11 protein-coding genes and 1 tRNA gene are annotated in these 15,825 nt (G+C 64.2%); 5 read left to right on the forward strand and 7 right to left on the reverse strand.

The features are described from left to right. The first annotated feature begins 244 nt into the window (after positions 1-244). Positions 245-961: a two-component system response regulator ArcA gene (gene arcA / locus C7H85_RS05430; protein ID WP_106728707.1), complete on the forward strand. Its 717-nt coding sequence runs from the start codon at positions 245-247 to the stop codon at positions 959-961. A 194-nt stretch (positions 962-1,155) separates the two neighbouring features. On the opposite strand, the gene C7H85_RS05435 is transcribed toward arcA, so the two are convergent. The 4 genes from C7H85_RS05435 to C7H85_RS05450 all read right to left on the reverse strand — a co-directional run bounded on the left by C7H85_RS05435 (position 1,156) and on the right by C7H85_RS05450 (position 6,024). After that, positions 1,156-2,010, reverse strand: a complete 855-nt coding sequence (locus C7H85_RS05435) for a substrate-binding periplasmic protein (protein ID WP_106728708.1) — start codon at positions 2,008-2,010, stop codon at positions 1,156-1,158. Further along, entirely contained in the window at positions 1,998-4,409 is a 2,412-nt protein-coding gene (locus C7H85_RS05440; RefSeq protein ID WP_146140427.1) for a bifunctional diguanylate cyclase/phosphodiesterase, read from the reverse strand. The genes C7H85_RS05435 and C7H85_RS05440 overlap by 13 nt, the downstream gene beginning before the upstream one ends. Next, complete coding sequence (locus tag C7H85_RS05445) at positions 4,406-5,776, reverse strand: MBL fold metallo-hydrolase (protein WP_106728710.1); 1,371 nt, start codon at positions 5,774-5,776, stop codon at positions 4,406-4,408. Before C7H85_RS05445 ends, C7H85_RS05440 begins: the two co-directional genes overlap by 4 nt. A 174-nt stretch (positions 5,777-5,950) precedes the next feature. Next, positions 5,951-6,024: transfer RNA gene (locus C7H85_RS05450), tRNA-Gly, on the reverse strand. A 199-nt stretch (positions 6,025-6,223) separates the two neighbouring features. On the opposite strand from C7H85_RS05450, the gene rcsF reads away from it, so the two are divergent. The 4 genes from rcsF to C7H85_RS05470 all read left to right on the forward strand — a co-directional run bounded on the left by rcsF (position 6,224) and on the right by C7H85_RS05470 (position 10,466). After that, positions 6,224-6,592 (forward strand): Rcs stress response system protein RcsF, encoded by a 369-nt coding sequence (rcsF, locus tag C7H85_RS05455; RefSeq protein WP_106728711.1) that lies wholly within the window; start codon positions 6,224-6,226, stop codon positions 6,590-6,592. Then, entirely contained in the window at positions 6,592-7,314 is a 723-nt protein-coding gene (gene tsaA, locus C7H85_RS05460; RefSeq protein WP_106728712.1) for a tRNA (N6-threonylcarbamoyladenosine(37)-N6)-methyltransferase TrmO, read from the forward strand. The genes rcsF and tsaA overlap by 1 nt, the downstream gene beginning before the upstream one ends. Before the next feature lie 61 nt (positions 7,315-7,375). Continuing rightward, complete coding sequence (locus C7H85_RS05465; RefSeq protein WP_106728713.1) at positions 7,376-9,094, forward strand: proline--tRNA ligase; 1,719 nt, start codon at positions 7,376-7,378, stop codon at positions 9,092-9,094. Between the two features lie 220 nt (positions 9,095-9,314). Next, positions 9,315-10,466 (forward strand): patatin-like phospholipase family protein, encoded by a 1,152-nt coding sequence (locus C7H85_RS05470; protein ID WP_106728714.1) that lies wholly within the window; start codon positions 9,315-9,317, stop codon positions 10,464-10,466. Position 10,467: 1 nt separating this feature from the next. On the opposite strand, the gene tilS is transcribed toward C7H85_RS05470, so the two are convergent. The 3 genes from tilS to accA form a co-directional block, all read right to left on the reverse strand. Continuing rightward, positions 10,468-11,775, reverse strand: coding sequence for a tRNA lysidine(34) synthetase TilS (gene tilS / locus C7H85_RS05475; protein ID WP_245879584.1), 1,308 nt, complete (start codon positions 11,773-11,775; stop codon positions 10,468-10,470). Continuing rightward, entirely contained in the window at positions 11,772-14,663 is a 2,892-nt protein-coding gene (locus C7H85_RS05480) for a ligand-binding sensor domain-containing diguanylate cyclase (protein WP_106728716.1), read from the reverse strand. Before C7H85_RS05480 ends, tilS begins: the two co-directional genes overlap by 4 nt. A gap of 200 nt (positions 14,664-14,863) precedes the next feature. Beyond that, positions 14,864-15,820 carry an acetyl-CoA carboxylase carboxyl transferase subunit alpha gene (gene accA / locus C7H85_RS05485; protein WP_106728717.1) on the reverse strand — a complete coding sequence of 319 codons (957 nt, stop codon included), beginning with the start codon at positions 15,818-15,820 and terminating at the stop codon, positions 14,864-14,866. Positions 15,821-15,825: the final 5 nt, after the last annotated feature.

A 15,825-nucleotide genomic window follows, 5' to 3' on the forward strand; every position in this document is an offset into this window, starting at 1 on the left:
ATAACACAACTTTACGTAATGGACCCTGTTCGTCCCGTTTGGTGATATTTTCTGGACATGACGCAGTAACTGCATGGGATGCAAGTGAAAAACGGCTAAAAAACACGGCTCCTTGACGGATTCAAGCTATCCATTTAGAGGTACATAGCGTAATTTAGTTACACTATTTTGCTCATTTTGGCTCGCATCGACTCCGGCAGCTGTTGGCAACGAATTATCTTTACATCTAAAAACAGGTACGCTCATGCAGACACCTCACATTCTTATCGTCGAAGACGAACTGGTCACCCGCAACACCCTCAAGAGCATTTTCGAGGCCGAAGGCTATGTGGTGCTCGAAGCCACCGACGGCGAAGAGATGTACAAAGCGCTGTCCGAAAACAAGATCAACCTGGTGATCATGGACATCAACCTGCCCGGCAAAAACGGCCTGCTGCTGGCCCGGGAACTGCGTGAACAGCATAACCTGGCACTGATGTTCCTGACCGGCCGCGACAATGAAGTCGACAAGATCCTGGGGCTGGAAATCGGCGCCGACGACTACATTACCAAGCCGTTCAACCCGCGCGAGCTCACCATCCGTGCCCGCAACCTGCTGGGACGCACCATGCAGTCGCCGGACGCCCAGGACGAAGAGAAGCAGGTGGAAGCCTATCGTTTCAACGGCTGGACCCTGGACATCAACAGCCGAGCCCTGGTCAGCCCCAATGGCGAGATGTTCAAGCTGCCGCGCAGCGAGTTCCGCGCCATGGTGCATTTCTGTGAAAACCCGGGCCAGATCCAGAGCCGGGGCGAACTGCTGAAAAAGATGACCGGCCGCGAGCTCAAGCCCCACGACCGCACCGTGGACGTGACCATCCGCCGTATCCGCAAACATTTCGAATCCATGCCGGATACCCCGGAGATCATCGCCACCATCCATGGCGAAGGCTATCGCTTCTGCGGCGAGCTGGAAGACTGATACAGCAAAGCCCGGGCCATCCCGGGCTTTTTCGTTTTTTCCATACGCCACATTCGCCAGTGAAAAGCACAAACTGCATGGAATACCGATGATCCGGCCCTATCGGTCGGCTGCTGCATGACCGCGAAGGCTTCAGTGATAGCGACATCGGTTTCAAGACCATGGTGATATCGGAAACGGTTTAGAAACCCGGCCTACCGATCTTGCGGTAACCACAGGCGCGGGTCCCGCGGCGGAACAAAGCCCGGTATCAGCGGATTGTCCAGGCGCAATACCCGCAACCCCGGACGGTTGATGAAGTCCAGGGCCTGGCGGTGCTCCTCCTGCGCCCTGAACAGTTGCTCGAAAGCACCGTCCGCCACCGCCCGCATCAATCCCGTCTCCAATCGTTCCGCCAACGCGGTGTTGTCGGGATGCACAAAAAAGTAGATGGGCGCCGGGTAATAGAGCGCCAGCCCGGGAACCACGGTGAGATCCAGAGGGGAATGGCGCTTGAGCTCCGGCCACACCTCGGCCACGCTGCGCGGAAAATAGTCCACCCGCTGCCCCATCACCATCCGGAACATGCCGTCGTAATCGGTTGAGGTCCCCACTTCAAGCCCATTGCCACGCAGTACCTCCACATCCGGCCAGCCCGCCCCCTGAATGGTGGTCAGCGCCGACAGCGCCTCCAGCGAGCGGATCCGCTCGAACCGCGCCGCGCCGTCCGGGTGGGTCAGCAACACCCTGTAGCCCAGCAGCCCCCTGAGCAGGGGCACGGGCACCGCCCTCACCTTGTTCATGCGTTCCTGGCTGGCCATGCTCCACACCAGATCCAGCTCTCCCCGAGCCACCATCTCAAAGGCCCGGGCCTGGGACAGGGGCTCGTGATAGGGCTTGCTATGGGCCGGGCCATGATCTTCCTGTGTCTTTTCCAGGGCCAGCGCCAACAGCGCAATAAAGTAGTTCACCCGCTGATCCTGTCGGCTTTCCGCCGGCCTGTGGGTGATCTCCATGGCCGGCAGTTCCATGGCCGCCATCAGCAGCAGGCAGGCGACTAATCGGAACACGACGAACTTTCCTTCTCACTGAACAGCTGATCCGCCGGCACCGGCTTGCTGAAGTAATAGCCCTGCATCAGATCGCAGCCGAAACGGGTTAACAGCTCCACCTGGGCATGCTCTTCCACCCCTTCCGCAATCACGGTGATCCCCAGCTGATGAGCCAGATCGATAATGCCCCTAACCAGGGCCTTGTCCCTGCTGTTGCGGGTCATGTGGCGCACAAAGCCCTGATCTATCTTGACGATATCAAAAGGCAGATCACGCAGGTAACTGAGTGACGAGTAACCGGTCCCAAAGTCATCCATGGCCAGCCGAATGCCCATTTTTGCCAACTGCTCACACTTGTGCCGCACCGTTTCCGAGGAAGAAAGCAGTAGCCTCTCGGTAATTTCCAGCTTCAGCCGGTCGGCCTCCAGCCCCGCTTCCTGCAGGCAATGGGCCACCGACGCCACAAAGTCCGGCGCACCAAACTGCACCGGAGACACATTTACCGACACCCGGATGTCCCTGCCCTGCAGTTGCCACCGCCGCACCTGGTTACAGGCCTCCCGCAGAATATGGTGGCCAATGGCCACAATATCCCCGGTGTTTTCGGCAATATCGATAAAATCCAGCGGCGATACCCAGCCCAGCTCCGCGCTCTGCCAGCGCACCAGCGCCTCGACGCCCTCATAATCGCCGGTGCGCGGATCGACGATAGGCTGGTAATACAACCGCAGTTCCCCTTTGGCCACGGCCCGCTTGAGGGCAGTGGCGATATGCAGGGCGCGGTAAGACGCCGCCTGGATCTCCGGCTCGAAAAACTGCACGGCTTCCTTCTGGCTCCGCGCCCGTTGCTGCGCGGACAGGGCCCGGCTGTACAATCGATCGGGATGATTGCCGTCGTTGGGATAAATGGCCACCCCCACGGCAACCCCCGGCGTGATCGGCAGGTTGTCGAGACAAACGGAGCGGGAGAGCGCGTCCTTGATCTGCTGCAAGCAGGCCTCCACCGCCGTCGCGGAATGGCCGAAAGGCAGAGCGAACAAGAATTCATCGTCACGAGTGCGCGCCTTGAAGCATCCCGTATCCAGCCCGGCATTCAGCAACTGGGTGCATTCCTGGATCAGGGCATCTCCGTACACGATGCCCAGGGTCTCGCTCACCTCCTTGTAGGCGGGCACCGCCACCACCATCACCGCCAGATAGCCGTTCTCCTGCGCCGCCTGCAGCAGCATCGTCTCCAGACGCTCCATGGCCATCGCCCGGTTCGGCAGGTTGGTCAGATGATCGTAACGGCGCTGGTGGCTCAACTGATGTTCAACTTCCTTGAGTCCGGTAATGTCCTCCAGCACCAGCAGCAGGTGGCCGGCGTCGTCCGGCGTGGCCCGGCTAAGGGAAAGATTGGCCAGCAACCAGCAGGGCCGGCCCGACCCGGTGCGCCACAGCAGTTCCCCCTGCCAGCCTTGCTGGCGCACCTCGGCCAGCAGCCAGCCGACAGGCCGGGCCGGCTGCTGCCCCCGGGAGAGCCTCCTCTCCAGCAGGCCGGGCCAGTCCAGCGCCAGGCAGCGCGACTCGGGCAGCTCCAGCAGGCGACAAAGGGCGGGGTTGACGTATTCCGCCTGCCCCTGCTCGTTCATGATGATCATGGCGGCCGGGCTGGCAGACACCGCCGCCGACAGACGACGGTTGAGGGCGTGGACACGCTCAAGCTCGGCCACCTCCTGCCGGAGCCGTCGCTGCATGTTGTTCATGGCATCCACCAGGCGATCCAGCTCGTCCGGACGGTCATGACGGCGACGCTCCAGCCGGACAGCCTGGGCAAGGTGGTTCAGGTTGAGCCGGTCGGCCACCCGCGCCAGCACCGCAAGATGGCGCGACAGGGCAAAGTGCAGCAGCAGCAGTATGACCAGGGTCACGCCCAGGGTCTTGGCGGCCTGGCTGGCCAGCACCACCCACAATTTCTGCTGCAGGCTGACAAAAATCTCTTCCTTGTCCACCAACAGCGTCAGTTCGCCCAACACCCACTCGCGCTCCTTTTCATCCTGGTGGCCCAGCACATAAAGATGACGGGACTCATGGCCCCTATTGGAAGCCTCGCCGCTGGTGTAGAGTCGGCCTTCGGCAGTGAGTAGTCTGGCATGAGAGACATAGGGCAAGGTAACAATGGAGTCGAGCCCCAGGCGGATACGTTGCTCGTCCATCAGCCAGAGGCTGTCGGTCAGGTCGGGCACAAAGGCCTGCTCGACATCCGACAGCCGCAGGCCGAGGTTGCCGAGATCGCGGCGGTAATCGGTATAAAGCTGAACCCCCACCGCCAGGGTGGTAAAGAGGGAGCTGACGACCAGAATCGCCGCCATCAGCCGAAAGGACAATGGATTGCGCCGATAAAATGTCACCATGCGGCTCAGTACGGGTACCGTCACGCCTCCTCTCCGCGCCCAATCACCACCCGGGTGGCGGGCAGCAGCACTTCCAGCTTCTGCCTGAGCGCCGCCTTGGCCCCCTCATCCCCGTGGATCAGGCGGATCTCCCCGGGTGGCGGCACTATGCCCACGGCAAAGTCGAGCAAATCCTGCTGGCCCGCGTGGGCCGAATAGCCGCTGACCTGATGCACCCGGGCCCTGATGTGGTAACGTTCTCCGTCCAGTTCCACCCAGCCCCCCCGAGGACCATAATCCAGAAGGGCCCGCCCCGGTGTGCCCATGGCCTGATAACCCACAAAGAGGACATCGTTGCGGACATCTCCCAACAGCGCCTTGAGGTAATTCACCACCCGACCGCCGGCGCACATGCCCGAGCCGGCCAGCACCACGCAGGGCTTGCGCGAGCGTGCCAGATAGCCCACGGCGTTGAGGTGATCCCGGTGGCCATTCACCAGGGTGAGCTGTTCGAAGGAAAGCGGGTGCCGGCCATGGGTCAGCAGGGCCTGGGCTTCGGCATTCCAGAAAGGCTTGAGCTGGCGGTAAAGGGCGGTGAAGTTGGCCGCCAGGGGAGAGTCCACCACCACTTCCAACTGGTTCCAGGGCAGCTCGGGCGCCGCCGCCTCATTGCCGAATTCAGCGATAAGGCTTTCCAGCTCATACAGGATATCCTGGGTACGGCCCAGGCTGAAGGCGGGGATCAGCAGGGTGCCACCGTCGGCCAGGGCGTGTTCTATGGCCGCCTTCAGTCGCAGCCGACGGTGTTGCCGGCTTTCGTGATTCCTGTCGCCATAGGTGCTTTCCAGCACCAGCAGATCGCAGGCTGGTGGCGGCGTTGGCGCCACCAGCAAGGGAGCATGAGGCGCACCCAGGTCGCCACTGAACACCACTCGCCGGTTTTCCGCCTCGCACTCCACATAGGCCGAGCCCAGAATATGGCCGGCCCGCTGCAACCTTATGCGCAGCGGGCTGCCGGAGATTGACTGCCATTCACCATAAGGCAGGGGCATCAGGCGGGACGCCAACAGAGTCAGCACCCGCCTAACCAGCGCTTTGTCGCGGGTAAAACCGATATTGAGGGCGTCTTCCAGCATCGCCGGCAGCAACAGGGCCGAGGGCTGAGAGCAGTAAATAGGCCCCTCGAACCCCGCCCCCAACAAATAGGGCAGCCGCCCCACATGGTCGATATGCACATGGGTCACCACCAGCGCCCGGATATGGCCAATATCGAAGTCGATGGCCGGGCCGGCGCCGGCTTCCGCCCTCTGAAACAGGCCGCAGTCGATGAGAATGCCGGTATCGTTCACCCGCAGTTCATGGCAGGAGCCGGTCACTCCCCTCACTGCCCCGTGGTGCAGTACCTCGACCATGGCGTCTCCCGGTGGAAGAATCAATTGAGACTAACTATAAACCAAAAACCAGGAAGGACGCGGGGATGACCGACACGCATGCCTGCCGCCGCCGGCCATTTGGCTCGACGCCGCTGAACCTGCCAGAATCGATAGCGAGTAGCGAGAGAACAAAAGGATTTGACTTCAGATACTTGGAGCGGGCGATGGGAATCGAACCCACGTATGCAGCTTGGGAAGCTACCGTTCTACCATTGAACTACGCCCGCCGAGGAGTCACCACTATAAACTGTTTTGCCTGTTCGGCAATCCCCCAAGTGGTTGATTGAGCAAGGAGTGAGCAATGTAGGCCGGGATCCACTGCTCACTCTTCAGGCCTCCCCCCTGACGCCCGCGGCCATTGGCAGCCTTGCCGCCATGGTGCAGAATAGACACGGCTTCTCTGTTTCTTCTTAATAAGGACTTTTCATGCGTCTTCTCGGACTCACCCTCGCCGCCCTGACCCTTTCCGGCTGCGCCGGCTGGGGGTTCGACAGCAATGTGTCCCCCGCCGGCGTCAAGGACTATTACAAGGCCGATGGCGTCGCGCTCTACACCAAGGCGGAACTAGAGGGGATCAATTACGTCACCCTCGGCTCGGTGGAAGGCGAAGCCTGCCAGTTGGCCAGCAACGAGGCACCGCCCAGGGAGGCGGACGCCCGCCAGAGCATCCGCCGCCGTGCCGCCGACATGGGCGCCAACGGCCTGCTACTGGACAGCTGCATCCGCTTCGACGACATGCCCGGCTGCATCGAGCAGGTACTGTGCAGCGGCCAGGCGGTGAAGGTGGCCGAGTAATGGAGCCGGTCACCCTCGATCCCATCGGAATCATCCGCTCGCCCTACAAGGAAAAGTTTGCGGTGCCCCGCCAGCCGGGGCTGGTAACCCGCGCCCGCGCCCGGCTGGAGATGCTGCCGCCCTATAACGAGCCCAGCGCCTTCCGCGGTCTGGCCGAGTTCAGCCACCTGTGGCTGGTGTTCGTGTTCCACCAGACCCGGGCGCAGGGCTGGAACCCGACGGTACGCCCGCCCCGCCTCGGCGGTAACGAGCGGATCGGCGTCTTTGCCACCCGCTCCACCTTCAGGCCCAACCCTATTGGATTGTCGGTGGTGGAGCTGCATGAGATGTGCCGGGACGGCAACAAGGTGTGGCTGGAGCTCGGTGGCGTGGATCTGGTGGACGGCACCCCGGTGCTGGACATCAAGCCTTACCTGCCCTGGGCCGATGCCGTGCCCGAGGCCCACGGCGGCTTCGCCCCGGCCCCGCCGGACATCAGCATGGAGGTGATCTTCAGCCCCGCCGCCGAGCTGGCCTGCGCGCGCTCGGCGGTGCCCGAGCTGAAGGAGTTCATCAGCGAGGTGCTGGTGCAGGATCCGCGCCCGGCCTACAAGCGCGGCGGCCAGAGCTGGCAGCAGTACGGGGTACGGCTGCATCACTACAATGTGCGTTACGAAGTGTTCGGCCAGCTGACCCGGGTGCTGGCCATCGAGCCGGAACATGACGGCGGTACTTCTGCCTGACCGGCCCCCCTGCTACAATCGCCTTCTTTAATGGATTCTAAGCTCAACAAGGTTCAAGCGCATGCGTACCAGTCAATACTTGCTTTCCACCCTCAAAGAGACCCCGAGCGATGCCGAAGTGATCAGCCACCAGCTGATGCTGCGCGCGGGCATGATCCGCAAGCTGGCCTCCGGCCTCTACACCTGGCTGCCCAGTGGCCTGCGGGTATTGAACAAGGTGGCCGCCATCGTGCGGGAAGAAATGAACCGGGCCGGCGCCATCGAGATGCTGATGCCAGTGGTCCAGCCCGCCGACCTGTGGCAGGAAACCGGCCGCTGGGACAAGTTCGGCCCCGAGCTGCTGCGCATGCAGGACCGCCACGAGCGTCCCTTTGTGCTGGGCCCCACCCACGAGGAAGTGATCACCGCCATGGTGCGCAACGAGGTGGCCTCCTACAAGCAGCTGCCGCTCAACCTGTATCAGGTGCAAACCAAGTTCCGCGATGAAGTGCGCCCCCGCTTCGGGGTGATGCGCGCCCGGGAATTCCTGATGAAGGATGCCTATTCCTTCCACACCAGCCAGCAAAGCCTGCAGCAGACCTACGACGACATGTACCAGGCCTACAGCCGGGTGTTCGAGCGCATGGGCCTGGATTACCGGGCGGTGCTGGCCGATACCGGCGCCATCGGCGGCAGTGCCTCCCACGAGTTCCACGTGCTGGCCCAGAGCGGCGAGGACGACATCGCCTTCTCCACCGGGTCCGATTACGCCGCCAATATCGAAATGGCGGAAGCGGTGGCACCCAAGGAGCACGCCGATGCCCCCACCCAGGAACTGACCCTGGTGGACACCCCCAACGCCAAGACCATCGCCGATCTGGTGGCGCAGTTCGGGCTGGATATCACCAAAACCGTCAAGACCCTGCTGGTGCAGGCCGCCGAGGGCGAAGACTGCCCGCTGGTCGCGCTGATGGTACGCGGCGATCACGAGCTGAACGAAATCAAGGCCGAGAAGCTGCCCCAGGTGGCCAGCCCGCTGACCTTCGCCACCGAAGAGGAAATCCGCGCCCTGGTCGGTGCCGGCCCCGGCTCCCTGGGCCCGCTCAACATGCCGGTACCGGTGATCATCGACCGCGCCGTGGCGGTGATGAGCGACTTCGGCGCCGGCGCCAACATCGAGGACAAACACTACTTCGGCCTTAACTGGGGCCGGGATCTGCCGCTGCCGCAAGTGGCCGACCTGCGCAATGTGAAAGAAGGGGATCCCAGCCCGGACGGCCAGGGCGTGCTGCAGATCAAGCGCGGCATCGAGGTGGGCCATATCTTCCAGCTGGGCAACAACTACTCCGCCAAGATGAACGCCACCGTGCTCAACGAAGACGGCAAGGCGGTGGTGCTGGAGATGGGCTGTTACGGCATCGGGGTATCCCGTATCGTGGCCGCCGCCATCGAGCAGAACCATGACGAGCGCGGCATTATCTGGCCGGACGCCATCGCCCCCTTCCAGGTGGTCATCATCCCGATGAACATGCACAAATCCCACCGGGTGCAGGACGTCGCCGAAAAACTCTATGCCGAGCTGAACGCCGCCGGCATCGAGGTGCTGTTCGACGATCGCAAGGAGCGCCCGGGCGTCATGTTCGCCGACATGGAGCTGATCGGTATTCCCCACAGCATCGTCATCGGCGAACGCGGCCTGGATAACGGCGTGGTGGAATACAAGCGCCGCCGCGGCGGCAACAAGGTGGAAGTGGCCATCGACGACGTGGTAACCCAGGTCCGCCAGGCCTTGGCCGGTTAGGCGTGAGATGTGAGGCGTTGTAGCCGGTGCAACAACGCCACAGAACTCCGGAGTCGTAGGGTCCATTTCAATGGACCATTCCACCAACGACACCGGGGTTTGGTCGAATGAATTCGACCCTACAGCCCCCCCGACAACCTGCGCTTGCTCACATGCCGGTTAATCGACACTTTCTGCTCCATTAACAAGCACTTATACTGAGCAAAAAGGGGAGGACGCCATGGAACGAGAAGAGGGCAATGCCTGCGCCCTGGTGCTGACCGGCGGCGGCGCCCGGGCGGCGTATCAGGTGGGCGTGATCAAGGCCATTTCCGAGTGTTATCCGCGCGGCCAGCCCATTCCCTTTCCCATACTGTGCGGTACCTCGGCCGGCGCCATCAACGCCACCGGCCTGGCCTGCTACGCCTCCTGCTTCCATCTCGGGGTACGCAAGCTCGAATACGTCTGGCGCCACCTGCACACCGGCCACATCCTGCGGCTGCAGGTCGGCCGGGTGCTGCTGCACTCGGCCAGGCGGATGTCACTGGGGCTTGTCGGCAGGCCCACGGAAGGCCGCCTGTCGCTGTTCGACAACAGCCCGCTGGAGCGGCTGCTGGAAAAGCTGATCGACTTCCAGCGCATCGACAATAACCTGCTCTACGGCGCCCTGGAGGTGCTGGCCATTACCGCCTCCAACTACGATACCGGCGACTCCACCACCTTTTTCCAGGGCCGCCCCCATCACCAGCCCTGGGCCCGGGCCGGCCGCTCGGGACGCGCCGCCATCATCGCCACCCCGCACCTGATGGCCAGTAGCGCCCTGCCCTTCGTGTTCAAGCCCTGCCGGCTGCAGAACCACCACTATGGCGACGGCTCCATTCACCAGCTCAACCCACTCAGCCCGGCCATTCACCTGGGGGCCGACAAGATATTGATCATCAGCCTGGCCAGCGACGACACCGACTCCGGCATGCTGCCCAGCGATCCCAGCAGTTCGGATATCGCCGGCCATCTGCTGGACACCATCTTTACCGACGCGCTCACCTCGGACATCGAGCGACTGCAGCGGATCAACAGCACCATTCGGCTGGTGCCCGAGCGCAAACGGGAGCAACTGGCGCTGCGCCACATCGACAACCTGGTGCTCAAGCCGAGCAGGAACCTGGACGATCTGACCCTCAGGCACTTTCACAAGTTGCCGCTCAATATCCGCGCCATGCTGCGGCTGTTCGGGGTGAATGCCGGTGATGCCACCGGCCTGGCCAGCTTCCTGCTGTTCGAGCAGGATTATTGCCGTGAACTGATCGAACTGGGTTACCAGGATACCCGCGCCCGCCTCGAGGAAGTCTGCCACTTCCTGGCGGTCGGCCAGCCGTTGCGCAAGACCGGCTGATTTAGCCCGGCTGCCACGCCAGGCACCAGCCGGACTGGCCGGGTGGCGCGGCGTATTCAGCCACGACAAAGAGCCCGACCGCCGCCACCAGCCGCTCCCCTTCCATCAGCAGCGGCACCCGCTCCCGTTGCCAGGGAGGAACGGCGTACTCCTGCCACAGCTTCTTCAGCGGCCGGGAGCCGGCCCGCCCCACCGGCCGGGCGCGCAGCCCCGGTACCCCGAAGGCAATATGCAAGCCCGCCGGATCGAGCCGGCCGCTCAGTTGGGCCGCCCCGGCATGATACAACCGCAACCGCCCCACCCCGAGTTCGAGCCAGTCACCGGCGGCCAGGTTCGCCAGGGGCCGCGGCTGGCCGTCCTGCTCCGGCACGTACAGGCAGCCCTGGTAGCGCCGGATCTCCTTGCTTCCCAGCCGGAGCAACGGCGTGGCGTCGGCCCGGGCCAGCGCCAGTTCCTGCCAGACGGCCGTCAGCTGGGCGCGGCTGCAATGGATGTCGTGCCGCTGCAGCCAATGGCGCAGCGCGTTGTGCCGCCGGGCGGGAGCCAGCGCCTGCAGCCCGGAGATCGAGATGCCGTCGGCGGCGTTGAGCAGGGCGGGCACATCCTGCCCGGCCAGCTCGTCGGCCAGCGCCAGCTGCTCGGCGCACAGCTCGGCGCTGCGGCTTGCGGTTTCGTTGAAGGAAGGCCACTGGGCCAGCAGCCTCGGCAAGATCTCGTTGCGCAGGAAATTGCGGTCGAAACGGGTGTCGGCGTTGCTGGGATCCTCCACCCAGCGCAACCCCTGCTCCCGGGCGAACCGCTCCAGCACCCGGCGGGACAGCCCCAGCAGCGGACGCACCTGGCGGCCGGCGCCGAGCGCCCTGGTTGCCGGCATGGCCGCCAGCCCCGCCACCCCGGCGCCGCGCTTGAGCGCCAGCAACAGGGTCTCGGCCTGATCGTCCTGGTGATGGCCGGTCAGCAGCGCGTCCCCCGGGCGCAGCTCCGCCGCCAGCGCCCGGTAGCGCGCCTCCCGCGCCGCTGCCTCCAGGCTGATGCGCGGCCCCCCGGCTACCCGTACCCTGATGATCCTGCACGGCACCCCCAGCGCCCCGGCAACCGCGCCGCAATGTTCGGGCCAGGCGTCCGCCGCCGCCTGCAGGCCGTGGTGTACATGGAGCGCCACCAGCTGCCGCCCCTGCTCGCGGGCGAGCCGGGCGCACAGCGCCAGCAGCACGGTGGAGTCGAGCCCGCCGCTGAAGGCGACGAACAGCCGGCCGTTCGGCGCCAACTGCTGCATTTTTCGGCTAAAATGTTGATAAAGTGTGCTCAAGGCCATAGCTCCACCCGATTCCGCCCATGTTCCTTAGCCCGATACAGGGCCTTGTCGGCACAAGAGAGCAGCTTGTCTTCATCGGACAGGCTAGCCGCCTCCGCCAGCCCCAGGCTGACGGTCAGGCGCAGGCCGGCAGCGACGGCGCCACAGTCTTGTCCCTCAATCGCCCGGCGCACCCGCTCGCAGATACGACGGGCATCCTCGATGGCGGTACCCGGAAACAACAGGGTGAACTCTTCGCCGCCCCAGCGGGCCGCCAGATCCCCTTGGCGCAGCTCGCGCCGCAATACCGAGGCCACCGCCCGGATGGCCTCGTCTCCCACCGCATGGGACCAGCGATCGTTCACTTTCTTGAAATGATCGATATCCAGTACCGCCAGGCACAGCGGCGCCGCTCCCCGGTTCGCCCAAGCCACCGTCAGCTCTTCGTCAAAGGCCCGCCGATTGGCCAGCCCGGTGAGCTGATCTTCCCGCGCCTGGCGCTCGAATGCCCGGGACTGCAGCTGCAACTCGCGGGTTTTCTCCGTCACCTGCTGTTTCAACTGTTCGGCGCTGCGCTTGAGCATGCGCAGCCGCAAACGCATCAGCAGCCACAGCGAGCCGAGTCCAAGCAGGGCCCCTCCCCACCAGAATAACGGACGCTGCCAGAAAAACGGCCTGATACTGAACGCCAGCCTGCCTTCCTGCTCACTCCAGTCGCCGTAGGGGTAGGCGGCCGCCACCCGGAACACGTAATCACCGGGCGGCAGATTGGTGTATTCGGCCTGGTTTTGCCGGGATCTGGCCACCCAGTCCCGGTCAAACCCTTCCAGCATGGTGCGGTATTGAATACGCTCCGGCATCACATAGCCCAGGCCGGCATAGCGCAGCAACAGCCGGTCGCTGCCGGCGGGCAGTTGCAGCGGGCCCTCGACATCGACCGTTCGGCCGTTGACCTCGACCGCTTCCACCACCACCGGCAGATCCGCCTGCCCGAATTCGGCGAGTCGCTCCGGCTGGACCCGGGCCACCCCCTTGGCGGTGGCAATCCATACGCTGCCATCGGCCGCCCGGGCCGCGGCCGGACTGGAACCCCCGTTGGCCTGTGCACTGGCCATGCCGTCGCCTTCCCCGAAATGCTCGAAGCCGATGGCAGCCAGCTCGCCATCCGCCACCCGGTGGGCCTGCTCCCGGGACAGCCGCAGCATGCCCCTGTTGGTGGTCAGCCAGAGGCCGCCCAGCCGGTCCGCCACCGGCTGAAACATTTTTTCTATCGGCAGTCCATGCCGCTTGCCGACCGCCGCCAGGCTGCCGTCCGCCTGGCGATAGCGCAGCAGCCCCCGATCCGTGGCCAGCCACATATGGCGGCCATCCGGCTCCTGATAAAAACCGAAGGCATACTCCGCATTGTCCTGGCGATTCAGATACAGTGCCTCGATGCGCGCGCCACGGACGATGCCCACCCCCACCCCGGTACCGACCCAGATATCCCCGTTGTTGGCCTCGTACAGGCTCAGGATAAAATCGCCGGGCAGGCCATCGGCCTGGACATAGGTACGGATCCGGCCGTCTTTCATCTGGCTCAGCCCCTTGGCGGTGCCGACCCACAGGGTGCCGTCCGTCGCCGGCAGCACGGCCCGGATCTCGTTGGCCCCGAGTCCGCGGGCTCGATCGATGATGTCCACCAGCTCGCCCCGGCGGATCTGCAGCAGACCGTGGGTATAGGTCCCCACCCACAGGGTGCCGTCGCGGCCTTCGGCCAGGCTGAGCACCGAAGGAACACCGCCGTCGGGCAAGCGGATCCGCAACGGGATGACTTCGCCGTCAGGGATATGATTAAGGCCATTGCTGGTACCTACCCAGACGGAGCCGTCGCTGTGGGCCAGCACGGTGCGCACATAATCCCCGCTCAGTCCCTTGTCCTGGGTGTAGCTGGTAAAGGGCGCGTCGCGCAATCGCAGCAGGCCGCCGTTGGTGCCCACCCAGATGCTGCGCTCGGAATCCTGGAACAGGGACACCACCCTGTTGTCGGGCAAGCCGTCGGCCATCCCCAGCCGCTCGATACCGAACCGACTGACGCGGATCAGGCCGCTGGCGATGGTACCGAGCCAGATGTCACCCGCCTCGTCCACCAGCAGGCTGCTGATGGCCTCGTCCGCCAGCGCCGGTGACAGCCGCCGGTATCGATCGCGCTCGCCCACGTAGGCCCCCCGCTCGGAGCCCACCAGCAGCCGGCCCTGCGAGTCGTGCAGCAGCGCCAGTACCGGTACCGCCGGAATATCGGTCACGATGCGGATCCGTCCCTCCCGGATCTCCGCCAGCCCCAGGGAAGTTCCGATCCAGATACCCCCGTCGGCGCCCTCGGCCAGACGATAGACACCGGCACCGGGCAACCCCTCCGCCACGCTGTAATGGTGTTCCCCGCCGTCGCCATCCCGCATGTAGACCCCGTCCCCTTCGGTGGCGAACCATAACCGGCCGGCGCTGTCGCGCAGGACATGGTTGACCATGGCGGGCAAGTCAGGCTCGGGGGACCAGCGCTGCCTTTCATAGCGGCTGACACCCCCGCGGGCGCCGGCCACCAACAACCCGGCCCCGTCCACCGTCAGGCTGCGCATGCCCGAGTCGGGCAGGCCGGTCGGCTCGCCCCGCTCGAATACCCGAAACTCCCGCCCGTTGTAGCGGGCCACACCTTCCCAGGTGGCAAACCACAGATAGCCTTCGGCGGTCTGGGCGATGCTGTTGATGGAATTGTGCGGCAAGCCGTTGCGGGTGGTCCAGATATCCTGGTAGTAATGGGAAAGCGGCGCCTGGACGGCGGCAAGGGAGGATGACAATACCAGCAGTAGCAGGCCGAAGATCCGGTTGAATCGACGAAGGATAGGCAGCGGGATCTTGAGCTTCATGGAGAGAACGTCATATCTCTGGTCGAATGAGTTCGAGGCGCTTGGGTGCACTTCGCTTGGAGCGCAGGCAGCTCCCCTGCATTCCAGCATAGCGGGAACCTCGGTTCCCAAACACAACACCTCGGCCCGGGTGCGCCCCTTGCGGGCGGGCCGCCCGCGCCCCAATTCGTGCCCCCTGGAGCGCGGGCGGCCCGTTTTTGTCAGCAGTAACCGTATTTCATCAGCCGCTGGTAGCGTTGCTCCAGCAGGGTATCGCTGTCGAGGCTGTCCAGCTCGCCCAGATCCGCCAGCAGGCGGGCCTTGAGCCGCTCGGCCATCAGCCAGGGGTTGCTGTGGGCACCGCCCATCGGCTCTTCCACCACGTTGTCGATCAGCTTCAGTTCATGGATACGGCCGGCGGTAATACCCATGGCTTCCGCCGCCACCGAGGCCTTGTCGGCGCTCTTCCACAGGATGGAGGCGCAGCCTTCCGGCGAGATCACCGAGTAGGTGGAATACTGCAACATGTTGACCCGGTCACCCACCCCGATGGCCAGGGCACCGCCGGAGCCGCCCTCGCCGATCACGGTGCAGACGATGGGGGTCTTGAGCCCGGCCATCACCTTGAGGTTGCGGGCGATGGCCTCGGACTGGCCGCGCTCTTCCGCCCCCACGCCCGGGTAAGCACCGGGGGTGTCGATAAAGGTGAGGATCGGCATCTTGAAGCGCTCGGCCATTTCCATCAGCCGCAGCGCCTTGCGGTAACCCTCCGGGCGGGGCATGCCGAAGTTGCGCCTGATCTTCTCCTTGGTTTCCCGGCCCTTCTGCTGGCCGATCACCATCACCGGGCGGCCCTCGAAACGGGCCACGCCACCGACGATGGCCTTGTCGTCCGCGTAGGCGCGGTCACCGGCCAGTTCGTCGAATTCACCGAACATCATCTCGATGTAGTCCAGGGTATAGGGACGGCGCGGATGACGGGCCAGTTGGGAGATCTGCCAGGGGCCCAGGTTGCCGAAGACCTTCCTGGTCAGCTCGTCGCGCTTCACCTCAAGCCGTTTGACCTCCTCATCCAGATCAATATCCAGGGCGTCCCCTTCACTCACGTGTCTGAGCTCTTCAATCTGGGCCTGCAGCTCTGCGATGGGTTGTTCAAAATCCAGAAAATGGTGGCTCATAGGTC

The organism is Zobellella endophytica (assembly GCF_003012775.1).
GTDB lineage: Bacteria > Pseudomonadota > Gammaproteobacteria > Enterobacterales > Aeromonadaceae > Oceanimonas > Oceanimonas endophytica.